This is a genomic window from Ktedonobacter sp. SOSP1-52, from assembly GCF_016587395.1.
This window is the reverse complement of record NZ_BNJH01000003.1, coordinates 531,244-546,422: the sequence shown is the minus strand read 5'-3', so window position 1 is coordinate 546,422 and position 15,179 is coordinate 531,244. Positions and strand designations below refer to the sequence as shown.

Here is a 15,179-nt window from a genome sequence, read left to right as displayed (position 1 = left end):
TCTCCCCGGTGACTGGTACGATAAGTATTGTGAAAGGAATAGGCAATGACATCATCTTCTCCAACATCAACTCAGCAAGCAGATGCAAGGCGGGGTTCCAATGCTGTCGCGCATACAACGGTAACGATTGAGGATACATTCTGGGCACCACGTTTGCAGAGAGTGCGTAAAAACACCTTGCCAATGATGTATGAGCAAATGAAGCTGAATAACTATTTTGATTCAGAGAAGCGGGGTTGGAAGAGGGGAATGCATCCCATCCCCTATGTTTTCTGGGAGACAGATATTACAAAGTGGGTTGAGGCAGCAAGTTTAAGTCTGGCGACCCATCCAGATGCTCAACTGGATACGTTGCTTGATAAGACTATTGAGTTTATACGCTCTATTCAACAGCCAGATGGCTACCTCAACATCTGGTTTACAGAAGTCGAGCCGGAGAAGCGCTGGTCAAATATGCGGGACCTGCATGAGCTCTATTGTGCGGGCCACCTGATAGAGGCTGGCGTAGCTCATTTCCAGGGAACGGGTAAGCGCTCATTACTGGATATTGTGAGTCGTTACGCTGATTACCTTGATAGGACCTTCGGGCTTGAAGAAGGCAAGAAGCGGGGATACAGCGGGCATCCAGAGATCGAACTGGCATTAGTCAAACTCTATCGTGTTACCGGAGAGAAGCGGTATCTGAATTTGAGCCAGTACTTTGTTGATGAGCGTGGCAAACAGCCGCATTATTTTGATGAAGAAGCACGTTTGCGCGGGGATGATCCGCGCGATTTTTGGGCGCAGACGTATGAATACAATCAATCACATGTGCCTCTACGAGAGCAGAGAGAGGTTGTTGGACATGCTGTGCGTGCAATGTATCTCTATAGCGCTATCGCTGACCTGGTCAAGGAGAGGTACGATGAGTCGTTATTTCAGACAGGTGAGCGTCTCTGGCATCATCTTGTGAGCAAGCGGCTCTATATCACCGGAGGTATAGGTTCGACAGCGAAGAACGAGGGTTTCACGAAAGATTACGACCTGCCGAATCTGACTGCGTATGCCGAATCTTGCGCCTCAATTGGTCTGGCCATGTGGAACTACCGCTTGCTCCAACTGGATGCGGATAGCCGCTATGCTGATCTGCTTGAACGAGCATTATATAACGGGATGTTAAGTGGTATTTCGCTTGATGGAAGCAAATATTTTTATGTTAATCCCCTGGAGAGCAAAGGTGATCATCACCGTGTAGGATGGTTCAAGTGTGCCTGTTGTCCACCAAATATAGCACGTACATTGATGTCGTTGGGTCAGTATGTCTACACGGTGAGCGATACAGACATTTTTACGCATTTATATATTCAAGGAACAGGTGAGCTTTCTGTTGGTGGGCACAACGTGAAAGTGAAGCAGGAAACGAAGTATCCCTGGGATGGTGCGATCAGCCTGGAGATGACCCTTGATGAGCCTGCTGATTTTGGCCTGAACTTGCGTATTCCTGGTTGGTGTCAGGCTGCACAACTTTCTCTCAATGGTGAAGCTATTGTGCTTGATGACCATTTGCAAAAGGGGTATGTACGAATTGAGCGCCGCTGGCAGAGTGGTGATCAGATAGTACTTAATCTGGCGATGCCGGTGATGCGAGTCTATGGGCATCCAGATATACGTGAGAATAGTAATCGAGTCGCCTTGCAACGTGGTCCCCTGGTATATTGTCTGGAAGGTGCAGATAATGCGGTGCCACTACATCATATCCGCCTACCTGAAACGGCTACATTGGAGAGCCGCTTTGAGCCTGAGTTTTTAGGTGGGGTAACCGTGATTGAGGGTCCGGCGACCGTTGTAGAGAGCGAGGATTGGTCGGATACATTGTATAAAACGACCCCTCCACAATCTCATGCGCATACGCTCACTGCTATTCCCTATTATGTCTGGGATCATCGCCAGGCTGGTGAGATGTGCGTCTGGATCTCCACAAAATAACCTGGAGGCCGGTAATTCTATTCAATTCTGTAACAACAGAGAAGAATCTCTAAATAGAGATCCTTCTCTGTTGTTTTTTTTTGGTAAATGACAGGCGGAACCTTGGCTCTGGCACACCTTCGAACCGTCATGCGCCCAGGCGCACCACCGTTGTTGTAGAGCAATTTGCAATTCCCCTCCACGTATGCTATTATTCATTCAGGCTTAGTAAGTTTCACGATATAAAGTCTCACTGTATAAATAACTATGAGGTTGAACCATGCCCAGAGAGAAAGACCCCTTCGAGTTGGGTCGCTATTCTGACCCCTCGCTTCTCATCCTGTCCAGTTTGGCAAGCGGACCCAAACATGGGTACGCCATGATGGAGGACATCGCCGCGTTCAGCGGCACCAAACTCGAACCTGGTACGCTCTATGGCGCACTCGCGCGCCTCGAACGCCAGGGCTGGATCGTACCGCTCCCCCCAGAGGAGCGGCGTCGTCCCTATCGCATTACAGCCGCTGGGGTGACCGCCCTGCGCGAGCAGATCGCGACGATGAGTCGCATCGTCGCCGTTAGTTCGCAGCGCCTCTCGACCACCTAACACTCAATCATGAGAGAAGAGGTACCCTGATGATGTCTCAACAGGCACGGTTACCCATCGGCTACGCGCAACTTGCTTCGCGCATTCTCTCCTGCCTTGAGGACGCGCCCAAGCACACCTTAGACCTGTTAGCGGAGCTTGAGCAGGAGATCCTAACGCTACCGGAACCCGGCACGTTCTACCGTATCCTGGCTTCCCTGGAACACCAGGGCTGGATTGAGCCGCTCGTGCTGGAGCAACACCTGCGCCCCTACGCTCTCACACCCGCTGGAGAGGACACCTTAAGGCAGTCTCGTCGCTCCGCCAGCTTTTACAATGAACGTATTGATGCACACCCTCACGATCACCAACGAAAGGAAAGGTATATGAGATTGAACCGAACTTTCCTGCGCCTCTACCCACGCGCCTGGCGCGAGCGCTATGAAGAGGAGATGCTCGCCGTCCTCGAACAGCACACGATCACCCCTTTGACCATCTTTGATCTGCTGCTCGGGGCCATTGATGCACGGCTCGATCCACACTACCGCAGCCAGCGAAGCGCCTTCTCTCTCCAGGATGTCAGGCTGACCACCAGGGCCTTTATAGCTCTCCTGGCCGTTTTCACCGCCGCTCTGTTCATCTGGCAATCGCTCTCGATACCATATGAAAGCATTATTGGGGCATATACAGCAACAGGGGTTCCTATTGGGAGCGACTCGCATGCCTTGAATAGATTTCCACTCATTGTAGCGTTCAAGGTCGCTGATCCCAACTTATGGAGTGATCCGGGGTTCATGAGCAACAATATTGCCGTCTATGCGCTGTACATTGAGTTCATCTTATTATTCGTCGCGAATATATTCTTTCTCACTCGCATCCTGAGAAGCGCGCCGCCAACCAGACGTAAGCTGTTGCTTCTTGGTACACTTGCCAGCGTCCTTCTGCCTCTGTTGGTCTTCCCGCTATTGCAGTCATCGCCTATGGCTGTCCTGATACCAACCAACAATGAGCCTTTTGGCCCGATACGCGACATATTCTCGGAGCTTTCTACAGTCTTAGTGCTTGAAATTGCTTGTAGCGGATTGTTTCTTGGCCTCATAAAAGGATGGCAGACTATAAGAGCGAGGCAAAAGGGGCTGCTCACTATGGTCGCAGTAGTGGTGCTTCTCCCGGCACTAAGCTTCTTCTTGATTCGTTTCTTCCAGAATAGTGCCGACTGGGTTGGCAGCATCTATTCTCCGCTTCAAATCTTTCTTTACTCCTTTGGGGCTTGTCTGCTTCCCTTCCTGGGCTTTGGTGCTCTTCTCCTCGCTATCGAAACCGATGAGCTACAAAAGCCATTTCTGCGCCGCGTTTTCCGCTATGCGTCCGTAGTGACAATCACGCTCATTATCTCCTTGTCCGGCACAGTCGTCTGGAATATATATACATGGACACACATGTACAATACCCCTTTAGGGGCTCTCTTCTTCAAAGTGATGCCACAGGCTCAATTCTTTGGAAGCTATGGGCCATTGCTCTTCGTTTCGCTGTCGATCTTCACCTTGATTCTGCTTGGGGGCATAGGCGCTATGCTGAAGCGAGGCTATCGCGCGCTCTCATCTCCAACTTCGGATAACCAGCAAGAACAGCCTCCGATGATAGAGCAGTCTCAGCAGTTCTAAAGGAACGGTACGTGAGATTGAACCGAACCCGTCTGCGCCTCTACCCGGGCACCAGTGCCAGATCCAGCGCGTCCTGAATGGATGTACCCACATGGAAGACCCTGGCCGAGTCTTCCATGACCAAGACCGAGGGAAGACCCTGTGCGCTGTCAAAAAGCATTCGCGGGGATCTTGGTAAGGTGACAATACCAAATCATGGATGACATCGCACTTATATACCTTGACAACGCCTCTTACTCTTTTTATACTCAGAAGTAATGATCATAATTGATTTTTGATCCTTACTTTTAAAGGAGGCAAAGGCAATATGAGAATCGGCAGACAACGGCAGCGGTCGCATACCAGTATCTGGAAAAGTACTACAATAGTGAGTCTTGGGATACTGCTCCTGCTCCTCACCGCCTGCGGACCCGCAGTCGCCACGGGAAGTCAAAAAGGCGGCAAAGGCTCCACAACCATCAAAGTAGCCACTGATTTTCCGGTGTCGGGACAGGATACCCCCAATGGCAAGCCCGCGCAAGATGGCGCAGAGATGGCAGTCCAGGAAGCAAATGCGCAGCATCTGATCCCTGGATATAACATCGTCTTTGTTCCCAAAGACGACGTTGGAGCTCAGGGAACCTTTGATCCTGATATGGGAAAGAATAATGTTACCGCGCTGATTAATGATGCCCTCGTGGCAGGCATAGTAGGGCCATTTAATAGTTCAGTAGCACAGGCGGAGATGCCCATTGCTAATCAAGCCCCCATTACCTTAATTAGCCCTTCCAACACCAATACCTGTCTGACGCAACGCGGACCGGCGGTTAACTGCACTGGGGCACAGGATAAGGTGCCCATACTGCGCCCAACCGGAAAGGTAACCTATTTCCGCATCGCGACGACGGACGATCACCAGGGATCAGTCCTGGCGGATTACCTGTACCAGAAAAGAAACTATAGGAAAGTCTACGTTATAGACGATACGACGGTCTATGGTGTCGGACTGGCAAACATCTTTAGCAACGAGTGGCAAAAACTGGGAGGGCAACTCGTAGGGAACCGCGAAAGCAAACAGAAGAGCAATGACTATGGTGGCACCATTGCTAATATTAAAAGCGCTAAACCCGACCTGGTATTCTACGGCGGCACCGATAGTCAGGGTGGTACCCAGTTACGCCAACAACTGCTCAACGACTCTGGAACCGCTAGCCTGGCCTTTGGTGGTGGCGATGGCATCGAAAACCCTGTCTTCGCCCAGGTCGTCGGCTCAACGGGTGGTCCAACCTTCGCCACCATCGCCAAGGTGAATGAAACCGTACTCCCCTCGGCGAAAGACTTTATCACACGCTATAATCGCATATATGGCGAGAGCGATTATGGAGCATATAGCGCCGCTGGCTACGACTGTATGAATATCCTGCTGCAAGCGATCAAACGAGCCCTCGCCGACGGTGCTCAAACACCTAAAGACTCCAATGATGCCGCCGGCAGCAAATCTTTCCGTGAGGCCGTCATCGCAGCGATGCAAAAAACAGATTATAACGGTGTTACCGGCCACCACAACTTCACCGAAAACGGCGATACGACCAATAAGGTCATCTCCGTCTGGCAAGTTACTAATGTCAACGGCAAAGATACCTGGAAGTTCGTAGACCAGGTAGCCGCCAAGTAACCCAACCTTCTCCTCGCCCCATCCTGGAAGGCTTCTGGGCATTTTTATCGCGATGCCCGGAAGCCTTTTGCCTCTCATCTCTATATGTAACCCTATTGTCAACTTGACACCCGAACCTGCCGGAAACCTGACAGAAGATGGCAGGTATGTTGTTTTAGACTAAAGAGGATCGCGATACTCCTCACCCCCATAGAATGGAACGGCCTCTAAGCTGAGGTAGGCCAATAACTATATTTCCTGAAAAATCGCAAGAAAGGAGAAGTTTTGCCTCTCCATCTCTGCTATACTGATTGTCTGTGCGGAAAGAGCGGAAACGTCAGTGCGAAGGATTGCTGGCATCAAGGCTCAAACACCTCCTAGTTGCAAACTATAGCTGTCACTATTCTAGCAATATAAGAGGAAGCTTCTATGACTATGTCTCAAGAATATATTGAAATTCGTGGTGCACGCGAGAACAACCTCCAAGAGGTCTCGTTACGGCTACCCAAGCGCAAAATCATCATCTTTACCGGAGTATCTGGTTCAGGAAAATCATCCGTGGTATTTGACACTATTGCTCAAGAAGCGCAACGACTCTTATTTGAGAATTTCAGTATGTTCATTCGCAACTTTCTGCCGCGCTACCCCCTCCCGGACACCGATGCGATTGAGAATCTGAGCATGGCTGTAATTGTGGACCAGAAACGCCTGGGTGGTGGATCGCACTCGACAGTAGGAACGGTCACCGATATTGCGCCTGTGCTACGCCTGCTCTTTTCGCGCATCGGTACACCACACGTGGGCTATGCCAATGCGTTTTCCTTCAACGACCCTCAAGGGATGTGTCTGGAGTGTAATGGTCTTGGCCGCAAGATAGGGATAGGCCCGGAGGCGCTTGTCGATATGACCAAGTCATTGAATGAGGGGGCTGTCATCGCTCCAGGATTGGCTGGCTGGGAACGCGATCTTTATATTCGCTCTGGCTTATTTGACAATGACAAGCAACTGGCCGACTACACTCCTGAGGAAATGGACCTGTTGCTCAACAGCGAACCGCGAAAGTACAAGCTAGCCATTGGTAACAAAGAAATGAACGCAACCTACGAGGGCTTACTCTTCAAATTTAATCGTAAATTTATCACCAGGGATATTCAAACCCTCTCCGAGCGCACCCGACAACAGGTCGAACCACTCTTGAGACTCGGTCCCTGCCCGCTTTGCAAGGGCACGCGACTCAATCAAGCGGCGCTCAATTGCAAGATCAATGGGTATACCATTGCCGAACTGTCAGCGATGGAGGTTGGTGAGCTGGTAGGGGTGATACAGACCATTGAAGAGCCAGCGGCAACCCCTGTCATCCGCACGCTGACGGAACGGTTGCAGCACCTGGTGGATATTGGTCTGGAGTATCTGAGCCTGGATCGCCCAACTGACACTCTCTCGGGCGGTGAATCACAACGTGTGAAGATGGTCAAGCACCTCAACGGGAGCCTGGTAGATGTCATGTATATTTTTGACGAACCCAGTGTCGGCTTACACCCGCGCGATGTTCACCGTTTGAACGAGCAACTGGAGAACTTACGAGATAAGGGTAATACAGTGATCGTGGTAGAGCATGACCCCGATGTCATGAAAATCGCGGATTACCTTGTGGATATGGGGCCGCGCGCCGGGAGCGAAGGAGGTCAGGTAGTGTATGAGGGCGACTTTGCAGGCCTGCTCAAAGCAGACACTCTCACTGGCAACCATTTGCAGTTTCAAAGGCCGCTCAAGGAGACGTTCCGGCAGTCCCGTGGAACCTTGCCGATTGTCCATGCCAGAGCGAATAATCTGAAGGATGTCAGTGTAGATATTCCCGCCGGCGTCTTGACGGTCGTCACTGGCGTGGCTGGTTCGGGCAAGAGTTCGTTGATCAATGAGGCATTCCTCCGCCAGCATCCGGAGGCCGTGGTAATTGACCAGTCGCCAGTAGGCATCTCCAGCCGTTCTAACCCGGCTACCTATACCGGCATCATGGATGATGTACGCAAAGCCTTTGCGGCGGTCAACCGCGTCGACGCTGGTCTGTTCAGTTTCAACTCGAAGGGAGCCTGCTCCAATTGCAAAGGACTTGGCGTTACCTACAATGATCTGGGCTTTCTTGAGGGGGTCAAACTTCCTTGCGAGGTGTGTGGCGGGAAGCGCTTTAAGGATGAAGTGCTGGGCTACATCTTCAATGGGAAAACCATTACAGATGTCCTGAGCATGACCATCCAACAGGCGCTCGCGTTTTTCACAATCAAAGATGTGCAGTCAAAGCTCCAGGCGATGAGCGATGTTGGATTGGACTATCTGACCCTCGGCCAGCCCTTGAGCACCCTCTCTGGCGGCGAATGCCAGCGCTTGAAGTTGGCCAGCGAACTCCATAAGCAAGGCAGTATCTACGTTATGGATGAGCCAACGACCGGCCTGCACTTATCGGATATTGGGCACCTACTTACTATTATGAACCGGCTGGTCGATGGTGGCAATACCGTGATTGTGATTGAACACCATCTGGATGTGATTCGCAACGCCGATTGGATCATTGACATGGGTCCTGGGGGTGGCAATAAGGGAGGCTCAGTCATCTTTGAGGGTACGCCACGAGATTTGCTCAATGCGACGCATTCGCTGACAAGCCACTACTTGCGCTAGATAGGTGGAACAGCACAAGAGGCCAACTCCTCATGTTGAGTGTTTCACAAACGCTTCCATAATGATTGGCTTGTAAAGACCATTCAAAAAGATATGGGTAGGAATCAAGCATCAATGACCGGGGCTTTCTCGCCGCGGCTTTTGTAAGTGCGCGCTTATGCAACATGGAGAGCAGCCAGCCTATGCTATACTTTTGGAATGGGGAATAGCAACAGGAGCGCATGAAGGACGCACTCCCATTAACTAAGGATAGGATTTATAGATGCTTACAGAGAATGCATATGATCTTCTTGTGGTCGGCGCTGGCGTTTTCGGCTTGACGACTGCCCTGGAAATGAAGAGGCGTGGATATCGTGTTGCTGTTATTGACCCCGGCCCTCTGCCACATCCCTTAGCCGCTTCTACAGACATTAGTAAAATTGTGCGCATGGAATATGGTTCGGATGAAGCATATATGGAACTGGCGGAACAGGCATACCAGGGCTGGCTTCAATGGAATGAGATGTTAGGTGAGACGCTCTTCCATGACGTCGGTGTAACTATGCTGACGCGCGCACCTATGTCACCTGGCGAGTTCGAGTACGAAAGCTATCATCTGCTACGCAAACGGGGACATACTCCTGAGCGTCTCACAGAGGATACTATCACACACCGCTTTCCGGCCTGGAAAGCTGGGGCCTTCGTCGATGGTTTCTTTCATGCCCAGGGAGGCTATGCGGAAAGCGGTCGCGTGATAGCTGCCCTGGCCCGGCTTACCCAGACCCAAGGAGTCGACCTGTATCCAGGCCAAAAGGTCGAAGCCTTGCTCAAAGAGAATCAACATGTGCAGGGCGTGCGTACTTATACTGGAAGTACCTTTCATGCTGAGCATATTGTAGTTGCCTCTGGGGCATGGTCCTCTCTCCTTGTTCCAGACCTCACTCACTTCGTGAAGGCGACTGGACATCCTGTATTTCACCTCAAGCCAACCGATCCCAATCTTTTTACCCCACCGAATTTTGTCGTTTTTACTGCCGATATTGGTCGCACTGGCTGGTATGGCTTCCCTCTTCATCCACGTGAAGGAGTCATCAAAATAGGGAATCACGGAGTAGGACAGGTGCTTCATCCTGAGCAGGATGAGCGAGTCGTGATCAGCAGTGATATAGAACAGTTACGAACGTTCCTGGCTGCTACTTTCCCCGCGCTACAAGACGCACCTATCGTGAGTACCCGTCGTTGCCTCTACGTTGACACGCCCGATGGTGACTTCTGGATTGATCGTCACCCTCAATGCGCAGGCCTCACTGTAGCGACAGGAGACAGTGGGCATGGGTTCAAATTTGCGCCAGTACTAGGTGGATTGATCGCCGATGCTGTTGAAGGAAAGCCGAATCGCTGGTTGCCTAAATTCCACTGGCGCAATGTCTCCTGGCATACTGGAAAGAAGGAGGCATCACGCTACAAAGGCGAGCGATAGGCCAGGTCTGGTTCCGTGACGTCACCTTTGAGATGCTTGAGGGCTAGAGCATCTTGCGCGTCCTGCGCCTGACCTCTTCGATAGGGTGCTCAGCGTCCTTGCGCCGCATAGCCGAGAGGCTGAGGAGTCTGCCCTGGTTCTCCAGAATCCAGTCGCGGGCAAAGGTGCCTGTCTGGTGATGACGGCAACGCAAAAGCACCAGAGTCAATCAAGACTCTGGTGCTTTTGCTCTTTGCTTGCGGCGGAACCGACGGGCGACGAACCACCGGTCGCCTGAGGCAGCGGGGCAACCTCATGGGAGTGAGTCACCGCTCCCGTTGAAGCAAGAAGCCATTGGGCTTTAGCCCAAGCGGAGTGTCACAATACCTCCCTTTCTGGCAAAGAACCATTGTCCTTATGATGCAAGAAGTTCTGCAATCAATTGCAGGAGTTTATCCAAGTCAAAGGGCTTCTGGAGCGTTATGAGGTGATCCAGGGCGCCGTTTTCTTGTGGCAAACTGGCACTCATGAGGAGAATGGGTCTCTGATCGCCTCCTCCTCGATACTGCAGTTGGTCGGCGAGTTCCAGCCCATTCATCCCAGGGAGATGATAGTCTAGCAGAAACAACTCAGGCGTGATCGTTGAAAGCATATTCAGCGCCATCTCGCCGCTTGGGGCAAGATGCCCTTGACAGGTCGTTTCCTCCTGGAGCGCTTCCAGCAGGAGATCGCCAAGAATGGGGTCATCTTCGACAATGAGAATACTTTTGACGATAGAGATATCACTACATGCATGTTGTTGAAAAGCGCACATATGCGTTCCTCATGGACTTTTCCGGGGAAGCATCACATGAAAGGTCGATCCTTTTCCCATTTCGCTCTCTACCGTGATGGTTCCCCTATGGTGCTTGACGATCTCCGAGGCAATATGCAAGCCCATTCCTAAGCCGGGAAAGGTATGCTGATATGGAGCGACTGCCCGATAGAAACGCCCAAAGATTCTCTCGCGCTGTTCTCGTGGAATGCCGATGCCATGATCACACACACTAAGGATCACGGATTCTTCGGAGGTCTCAATAGCAACCTCTATCGTGTTGGCTCCCGGGGAATATTTGATCGCGTTGCTGATCAGGTTCAGGAGCACTTGGCCGAGGCGGTCCTTATTCCCAATCAGAAGAGGAGGATGCTCGGAATGATGCACGACGATGGCATGGGTTGTCTGCGTCTGTTGCACGATCTCAATGACCTCCTGAAGCACGTCTCCCAGGTCCACCGTTTCCTGGGCATGCTCCAGCTTGCCCGCCTGAATTTTGGAGAGGTCGAGCAACTCTCCAATCAGTCGGGTGACGGCATTGAGTTGAGACTCCATCCGGGAAAGCGCTCTATCTGCGTTGTGAATGTCTTGCTTTGCCAGTTGTTTTCGCAACAGCTGCGTTTGGAGCATTAAGGACGCGATTGGTGTCTTGAGTTCATGGCTGGCCATCCCCAGAAAGTGATCTTTGCGCTGCTCCAGTTCCTTGTGGGCCGAGTTATCCAGCACAAAGCCAATGGCCTGGAGCGGATCATGCTGTAAGACGACTCCACCCACGAGCACTGGAAGGCGACTGCCATCTTGACAGATGTACTCTTTCGCATAGGGGGTCAGAACCTGCCGGACAGCCAGTTCCTGATGGGCCTGTTGGGTCTGTGCCCGATCTTCTGGAGCTGTCATGTGCATCACGTTTATGCGCCCAGCCCGCAGGTCTTCGCGGGTATAACCAGTCATGCGCAGGAAGGTGTCGTTGGCGTCCACGATCTGCTCCCCTTCGATGACATTGATCCCGATGATGTTGGAGTTCATCAGGGCGTTTACACGTTCCTGACTCTGACGCAAGGCTTCCTCTATGCGTTTCTGGTCCTCAATATCGGTACAGGTGCCAAACCACTTGATGATCTGGCCTGCTTCATCGCGTACCGGCATGGCACGAGTCAAGACCCAGCGATAGACTCCGGTCTGACCATTTCTGAGACGTCCTTCGCACTCAAATCTTTCTCCTGTGTCCAGAGCATGCCGCCAGAGAGCCTGATTCCTTGCACGATCATCGGGGTGGAGGAACTGGAGATGGTCCCATCTCTGTACACATTCAGGCGTGAACCCGGTGTAGCCACACCAGCGCTGGTTCGTGTACTCGTGCGAGCCGTCGGGTTGGGCAGTCCACACGAATTGTGGCACTGTCTCGGCAAGGACGCGAAAGTTCTCCTCGCTGGCTTTGAGCTGCTGCTCAGCTCGTTTCTGCCCATCAACATGCTTGATGAGCGCCTTCCAGAGTGGAAGAGTGAGATGTCTGGTCTGTTTTCCATTCAACATCACGCAGTAGCTATCCCTTTCATGTGGTCCCATCCCTGTAAGGAAGTTGCTTCCCTGCTCTGATATCTCGAAACAGAATTGATAGATGTGAGAATAAGCGAACACCCTTCCTCGCAAACACAGGCAGTTTATTGGCGGTCTGCCGGAGGCATTAAGCTAGAAACCTCATCACACCCCCTATGTACATATGTGATTTGTTTTCTTTGGACGAAAGAAGTCAAACTCTCCCGCTCGTTGAGCTTGAGAAAGCTCTTCTTCTGCTTGTTTTCATCTAAGAGAGAGGAATCACATATGTGTATAAGGTGTTGATGAGGTTTGTTGAGTCTGGGCGTTGATCCTGCCTTACTGACTTACCTTTGAGATACAGAGCGGCTGAGCCAATCCTCGAAACGCGTCGGGGCGATCCGCGCGTTGTCGCCTGGGATGAGGGAGTAATCCTCCAACTCTGAGCCGTAGAAGCGTGCATGAACGTCTGTGATCACCTGACGTGTGTCTTTGTTCGCGCTCAAAAATCGGCGCACGAGTTCATCGAGATGTATCTTTTCGGGACCACCCACTTCAACTATACCGTTCACAGGCGCCTCGAGTGTGACGTCGGCCAGTGCAGCCACAACGTCATCCGACAAGATCGGCTGTATAAATGCAGGCGACAAGCGAATAGTTTGTCCATCGCTAGCCTCTTGGGCAATGCCGCCGACAAACTCGAAGAACTGCGTTGAGCGAAGGATGGTATAGGGTACCTTCGAAGCCTTGATCAGGTTTTCTTGGGCCACCTTCGCTCGGTAGTACCCATTCTCGGGAAGACGGTCGGTGCCGACAACCGACAGGGCAACGTGATGTCCCACACCAGCGGCCGCTTCTGCGGCCAGGAGATTGCGACCTGATGTCTCGAAGAACTCTAAAACTGCCTTGTCCTCCCACGAAGGCGCGTTCGCCACGTCGACAACCACCTGAGCGCCGACAAGCGCTTGAGCTAACCCCTCACCAGTGATGGTGTTGACGCCTGTGCTAGGTGATGCCGCCACGGCCTGATGGCCAAGCTCACGAAGCTTGTTCACAAACTTTTTCCCGATGAGTCCACTGCCGCCAATAACTACAATCTTCATACTGAACCTCCTCCTTCGTAGCCCGTACGTCGGGCTTGTGCTGTCTAAACATATATTCTGATGCGCGTTGGAAAGACTTGAATAAGTATTCTATGTATTTTCCATAGAAGATCATCATCCCCTCTGTTACCAATCAAAGGCTCGCTAGTTCGATGTGCATATCCTTGCAGACTATACAACTATTGATGTGCAAAGCCCTGATCGCAACACGATCCCGGATTGTCTCTGCAATCGTGCTTTCCTTTACCGCGCTGCTGAATGCCTTGAGCTGTTTAAAAAGCTCAGGCGATTGCTGAATGGGAAGAGACACGGGAAGACAGAGCAATCACTCCCTCTCTTCCTATATTAAGGATATTGTATATCCTTAATATAGGACCCGTCAAGCGGTCGACTGCTAAGGGATCTTTTTTCAAAGGCAAAAGCCGCATCCCTGTGTTCATAGGAGTCCGGACCGTAAGCAGTCCAGCCGATCATGCCCAAGAGGCTATTGCAAGCAGTTTTTGGCTCTGTTGCAGAGATTTGCTGTGGTTGGAAGAGAGTAAGGTGTTTTCTATCTGAAGCCAAGTATTTGAGCCTAGGCATCACCTCTCAGTGTTCAATTTCCTCCTCTCCCGTCGTGTTTCATATTGCTGACGTAAGTTCTCTGCCACGAGAGATTGAATTGCCTCTTCATACGTCTGAACAGTGTCAGGAATGAGAGCGTAGGGACCATAGATGACTTGCTCCTGCTGTAAATGTCGAATTCTGTGCAAGGCATTCCCGGTCCACTGACACTCCAGAGCGACAAATGCCTTCTCCTTCACTTTGCTTACCCTCCTCACGTTCTCAGCAATCTCTACCAATAAGAAGTCTTGCAGTCAGAATGTGTGCTGACCTTTGTAGGAAGCATAGTCTAGAAAGAGAGTCCTTTCAAGAGTCATTTTTGCAAATTGCATGGTATCATTTGCTGGAGGCTTTCTTTTCAAGCATGGCAAAAAGACAACACGCACTTCAAAACACAGCAGATCTTGCCCTCAATTAATGCACAACACGCGCTCCTCAACGCGGGCGCGCAACTGGCTCCTATCCCTGTGATATCGCAAGGATCAATGTTAAAATTGGGCAAAAGCGCTACCCACAAGCTCACCTGGCCTACGTCACTCCATCGCATCAATTCCCTTCGGGTATAACCATGCATCTGGCGCAACGCGTTGCCCTCCTGCAATGGGCGAAGCAAGCTAATGCCTGGATTCTCGAAGATGATTATGACAGCGATTATCGCTTCAGTGGTCTGCGCTTGCTCTAGTTTGATAGAGTTGAGAAAGGTAGGATATAATAGACTCGACCTGGAGGGCAGCCTGCCCAAAGTACACAAAGAAGACTTACTAGGTGACGTTGCGTCAGACCAAGGCACTATCCGCACCAGGGCCCCGAATTGGTAGCTCTGGCTTCTGTTTTTCATGTACGCCTTGCAGCAACAGAAGCGCCACCTTCCCGTTTTCTGCTCTTGCTGGAACAAGACCACCTTGTCTGCCACGGCACGGGCAAAGCAACCTGGTATGCCCTTGCCATGAAGAGAACGAGAGGAAACAGACACCAATGGCAAGCCTACTGGAACAACTGCCTAAAATCGTCGCGGAAGGCATGCACGAAGCCGAACAACACATTATGGAACGCCAGGGAAGCAACTATCGCGTCGGTTTGCGAGCCCGTGAGCTCGTTCATGTCTATCATCACATACACAATCAATTCAAGATAGTAGCAGGCTCGGTCGACGCTGCGTTGAAATAGAGAAAATAGGGGTCAAAC

General features: G+C 51.4%; 13 protein-coding genes. 7 read left to right on the top strand and 6 right to left on the bottom strand.

The window, feature by feature from the left end; translation table 11 throughout:
- Positions 1-45: 45 nt before the first annotated feature.
- The 6 genes from JMJ16_RS27995 to JMJ16_RS27970 all read left to right on the top strand — a co-directional run bounded on the left by JMJ16_RS27995 (position 46) and on the right by JMJ16_RS27970 (position 9,959).
- Complete coding sequence (locus JMJ16_RS27995; protein WP_201386959.1) at positions 46-1,965, top strand: glycoside hydrolase family 127 protein; 1,920 nt, start codon at positions 46-48, stop codon at positions 1,963-1,965.
- Positions 1,966-2,224: 259 nt separating this feature from the next.
- Complete coding sequence (locus tag JMJ16_RS27990; protein WP_201371233.1) at positions 2,225-2,548, top strand: PadR family transcriptional regulator; 324 nt, start codon at positions 2,225-2,227, stop codon at positions 2,546-2,548.
- Between the two features lie 29 nt (positions 2,549-2,577).
- On the top strand, positions 2,578-4,191 hold the full coding sequence (locus tag JMJ16_RS27985; protein WP_201386958.1) for a PadR family transcriptional regulator: 1,614 nt from the start codon (positions 2,578-2,580) through the stop codon (positions 4,189-4,191).
- Between the two features lie 307 nt (positions 4,192-4,498).
- Positions 4,499-5,845, top strand: a complete 1,347-nt coding sequence (locus tag JMJ16_RS27980) for a branched-chain amino acid ABC transporter substrate-binding protein (protein ID WP_201386957.1) — start codon at positions 4,499-4,501, stop codon at positions 5,843-5,845.
- A 408-nt stretch (positions 5,846-6,253) separates the two neighbouring features.
- A complete protein-coding gene (locus tag JMJ16_RS27975) occupies positions 6,254-8,500 on the top strand; it encodes an excinuclease ABC subunit UvrA (protein WP_236601729.1) in 2,247 nt (748 codons plus the stop codon).
- 262 nt (positions 8,501-8,762) lie between these two features.
- Entirely contained in the window at positions 8,763-9,959 is a 1,197-nt protein-coding gene (locus tag JMJ16_RS27970) for an FAD-dependent oxidoreductase (RefSeq protein WP_201386956.1), read from the top strand.
- A gap of 43 nt (positions 9,960-10,002) precedes the next feature.
- On the opposite strand, the gene JMJ16_RS27965 is transcribed toward JMJ16_RS27970, so the two are convergent.
- From JMJ16_RS27965 to JMJ16_RS27940, 6 genes are all read right to left on the bottom strand, one after another.
- Positions 10,003-10,158 carry a hypothetical protein gene (locus tag JMJ16_RS27965; RefSeq protein ID WP_236601837.1) on the bottom strand — a complete coding sequence of 52 codons (156 nt, stop codon included), beginning with the start codon at positions 10,156-10,158 and terminating at the stop codon, positions 10,003-10,005.
- Positions 10,159-10,353: 195 nt separating this feature from the next.
- A complete protein-coding gene (locus JMJ16_RS27960) occupies positions 10,354-10,752 on the bottom strand; it encodes a response regulator (protein ID WP_201386952.1) in 399 nt (132 codons plus the stop codon).
- A gap of 9 nt (positions 10,753-10,761) precedes the next feature.
- Positions 10,762-12,288, bottom strand: a complete 1,527-nt coding sequence (locus JMJ16_RS27955; protein ID WP_374229095.1) for a PAS domain S-box protein — start codon at positions 12,286-12,288, stop codon at positions 10,762-10,764.
- A 347-nt stretch (positions 12,289-12,635) separates the two neighbouring features.
- Positions 12,636-13,391: an SDR family oxidoreductase gene (locus tag JMJ16_RS27950; RefSeq protein WP_201386950.1), complete on the bottom strand. Its 756-nt coding sequence runs from the start codon at positions 13,389-13,391 to the stop codon at positions 12,636-12,638.
- 133 nt (positions 13,392-13,524) lie between these two features.
- Complete coding sequence (locus JMJ16_RS57305; protein WP_374229126.1) at positions 13,525-13,701, bottom strand: carboxymuconolactone decarboxylase family protein; 177 nt, start codon at positions 13,699-13,701, stop codon at positions 13,525-13,527.
- A gap of 271 nt (positions 13,702-13,972) precedes the next feature.
- Positions 13,973-14,194: a hypothetical protein gene (locus JMJ16_RS27940; protein ID WP_201386946.1), complete on the bottom strand. Its 222-nt coding sequence runs from the start codon at positions 14,192-14,194 to the stop codon at positions 13,973-13,975.
- 775 nt (positions 14,195-14,969) lie between these two features.
- On the opposite strand from JMJ16_RS27940, the gene JMJ16_RS27930 reads away from it, so the two are divergent.
- Entirely contained in the window at positions 14,970-15,161 is a 192-nt protein-coding gene (locus tag JMJ16_RS27930) for a hypothetical protein (RefSeq protein WP_201386944.1), read from the top strand.
- Positions 15,162-15,179: the final 18 nt, after the last annotated feature.

Excerpts from the sequence above, each read along its gene's own strand:
- JMJ16_RS27995 (WP_201386959.1), top strand. The coding sequence starts at position 46 with ATGACATCATCTTCTCCAACATCAACTCAGCAAGCAGATGCAAGGCGG.
- JMJ16_RS27990 (WP_201371233.1), top strand. The coding sequence starts at position 2,225 with ATGCCCAGAGAGAAAGACCCCTTCGAGTTGGGTCGCTATTCTGACCCC.
- JMJ16_RS27985 (WP_201386958.1), top strand. The coding sequence starts at position 2,578 with ATGATGTCTCAACAGGCACGGTTACCCATCGGCTACGCGCAACTTGCT.
- JMJ16_RS27980 (WP_201386957.1), top strand. The coding sequence starts at position 4,499 with ATGAGAATCGGCAGACAACGGCAGCGGTCGCATACCAGTATCTGGAAA.
- JMJ16_RS27975 (WP_236601729.1), top strand. The coding sequence starts at position 6,254 with ATGACTATGTCTCAAGAATATATTGAAATTCGTGGTGCACGCGAGAAC.
- JMJ16_RS27970 (WP_201386956.1), top strand. The coding sequence starts at position 8,763 with ATGCTTACAGAGAATGCATATGATCTTCTTGTGGTCGGCGCTGGCGTT.
- JMJ16_RS27960 (WP_201386952.1), bottom strand. The coding sequence starts at position 10,752 with ATGTGCGCTTTTCAACAACATGCATGTAGTGATATCTCTATCGTCAAA.
- JMJ16_RS27950 (WP_201386950.1), bottom strand. The coding sequence starts at position 13,391 with ATGAAGATTGTAGTTATTGGCGGCAGTGGACTCATCGGGAAAAAGTTT.
- JMJ16_RS27930 (WP_201386944.1), top strand. The coding sequence starts at position 14,970 with ATGGCAAGCCTACTGGAACAACTGCCTAAAATCGTCGCGGAAGGCATG.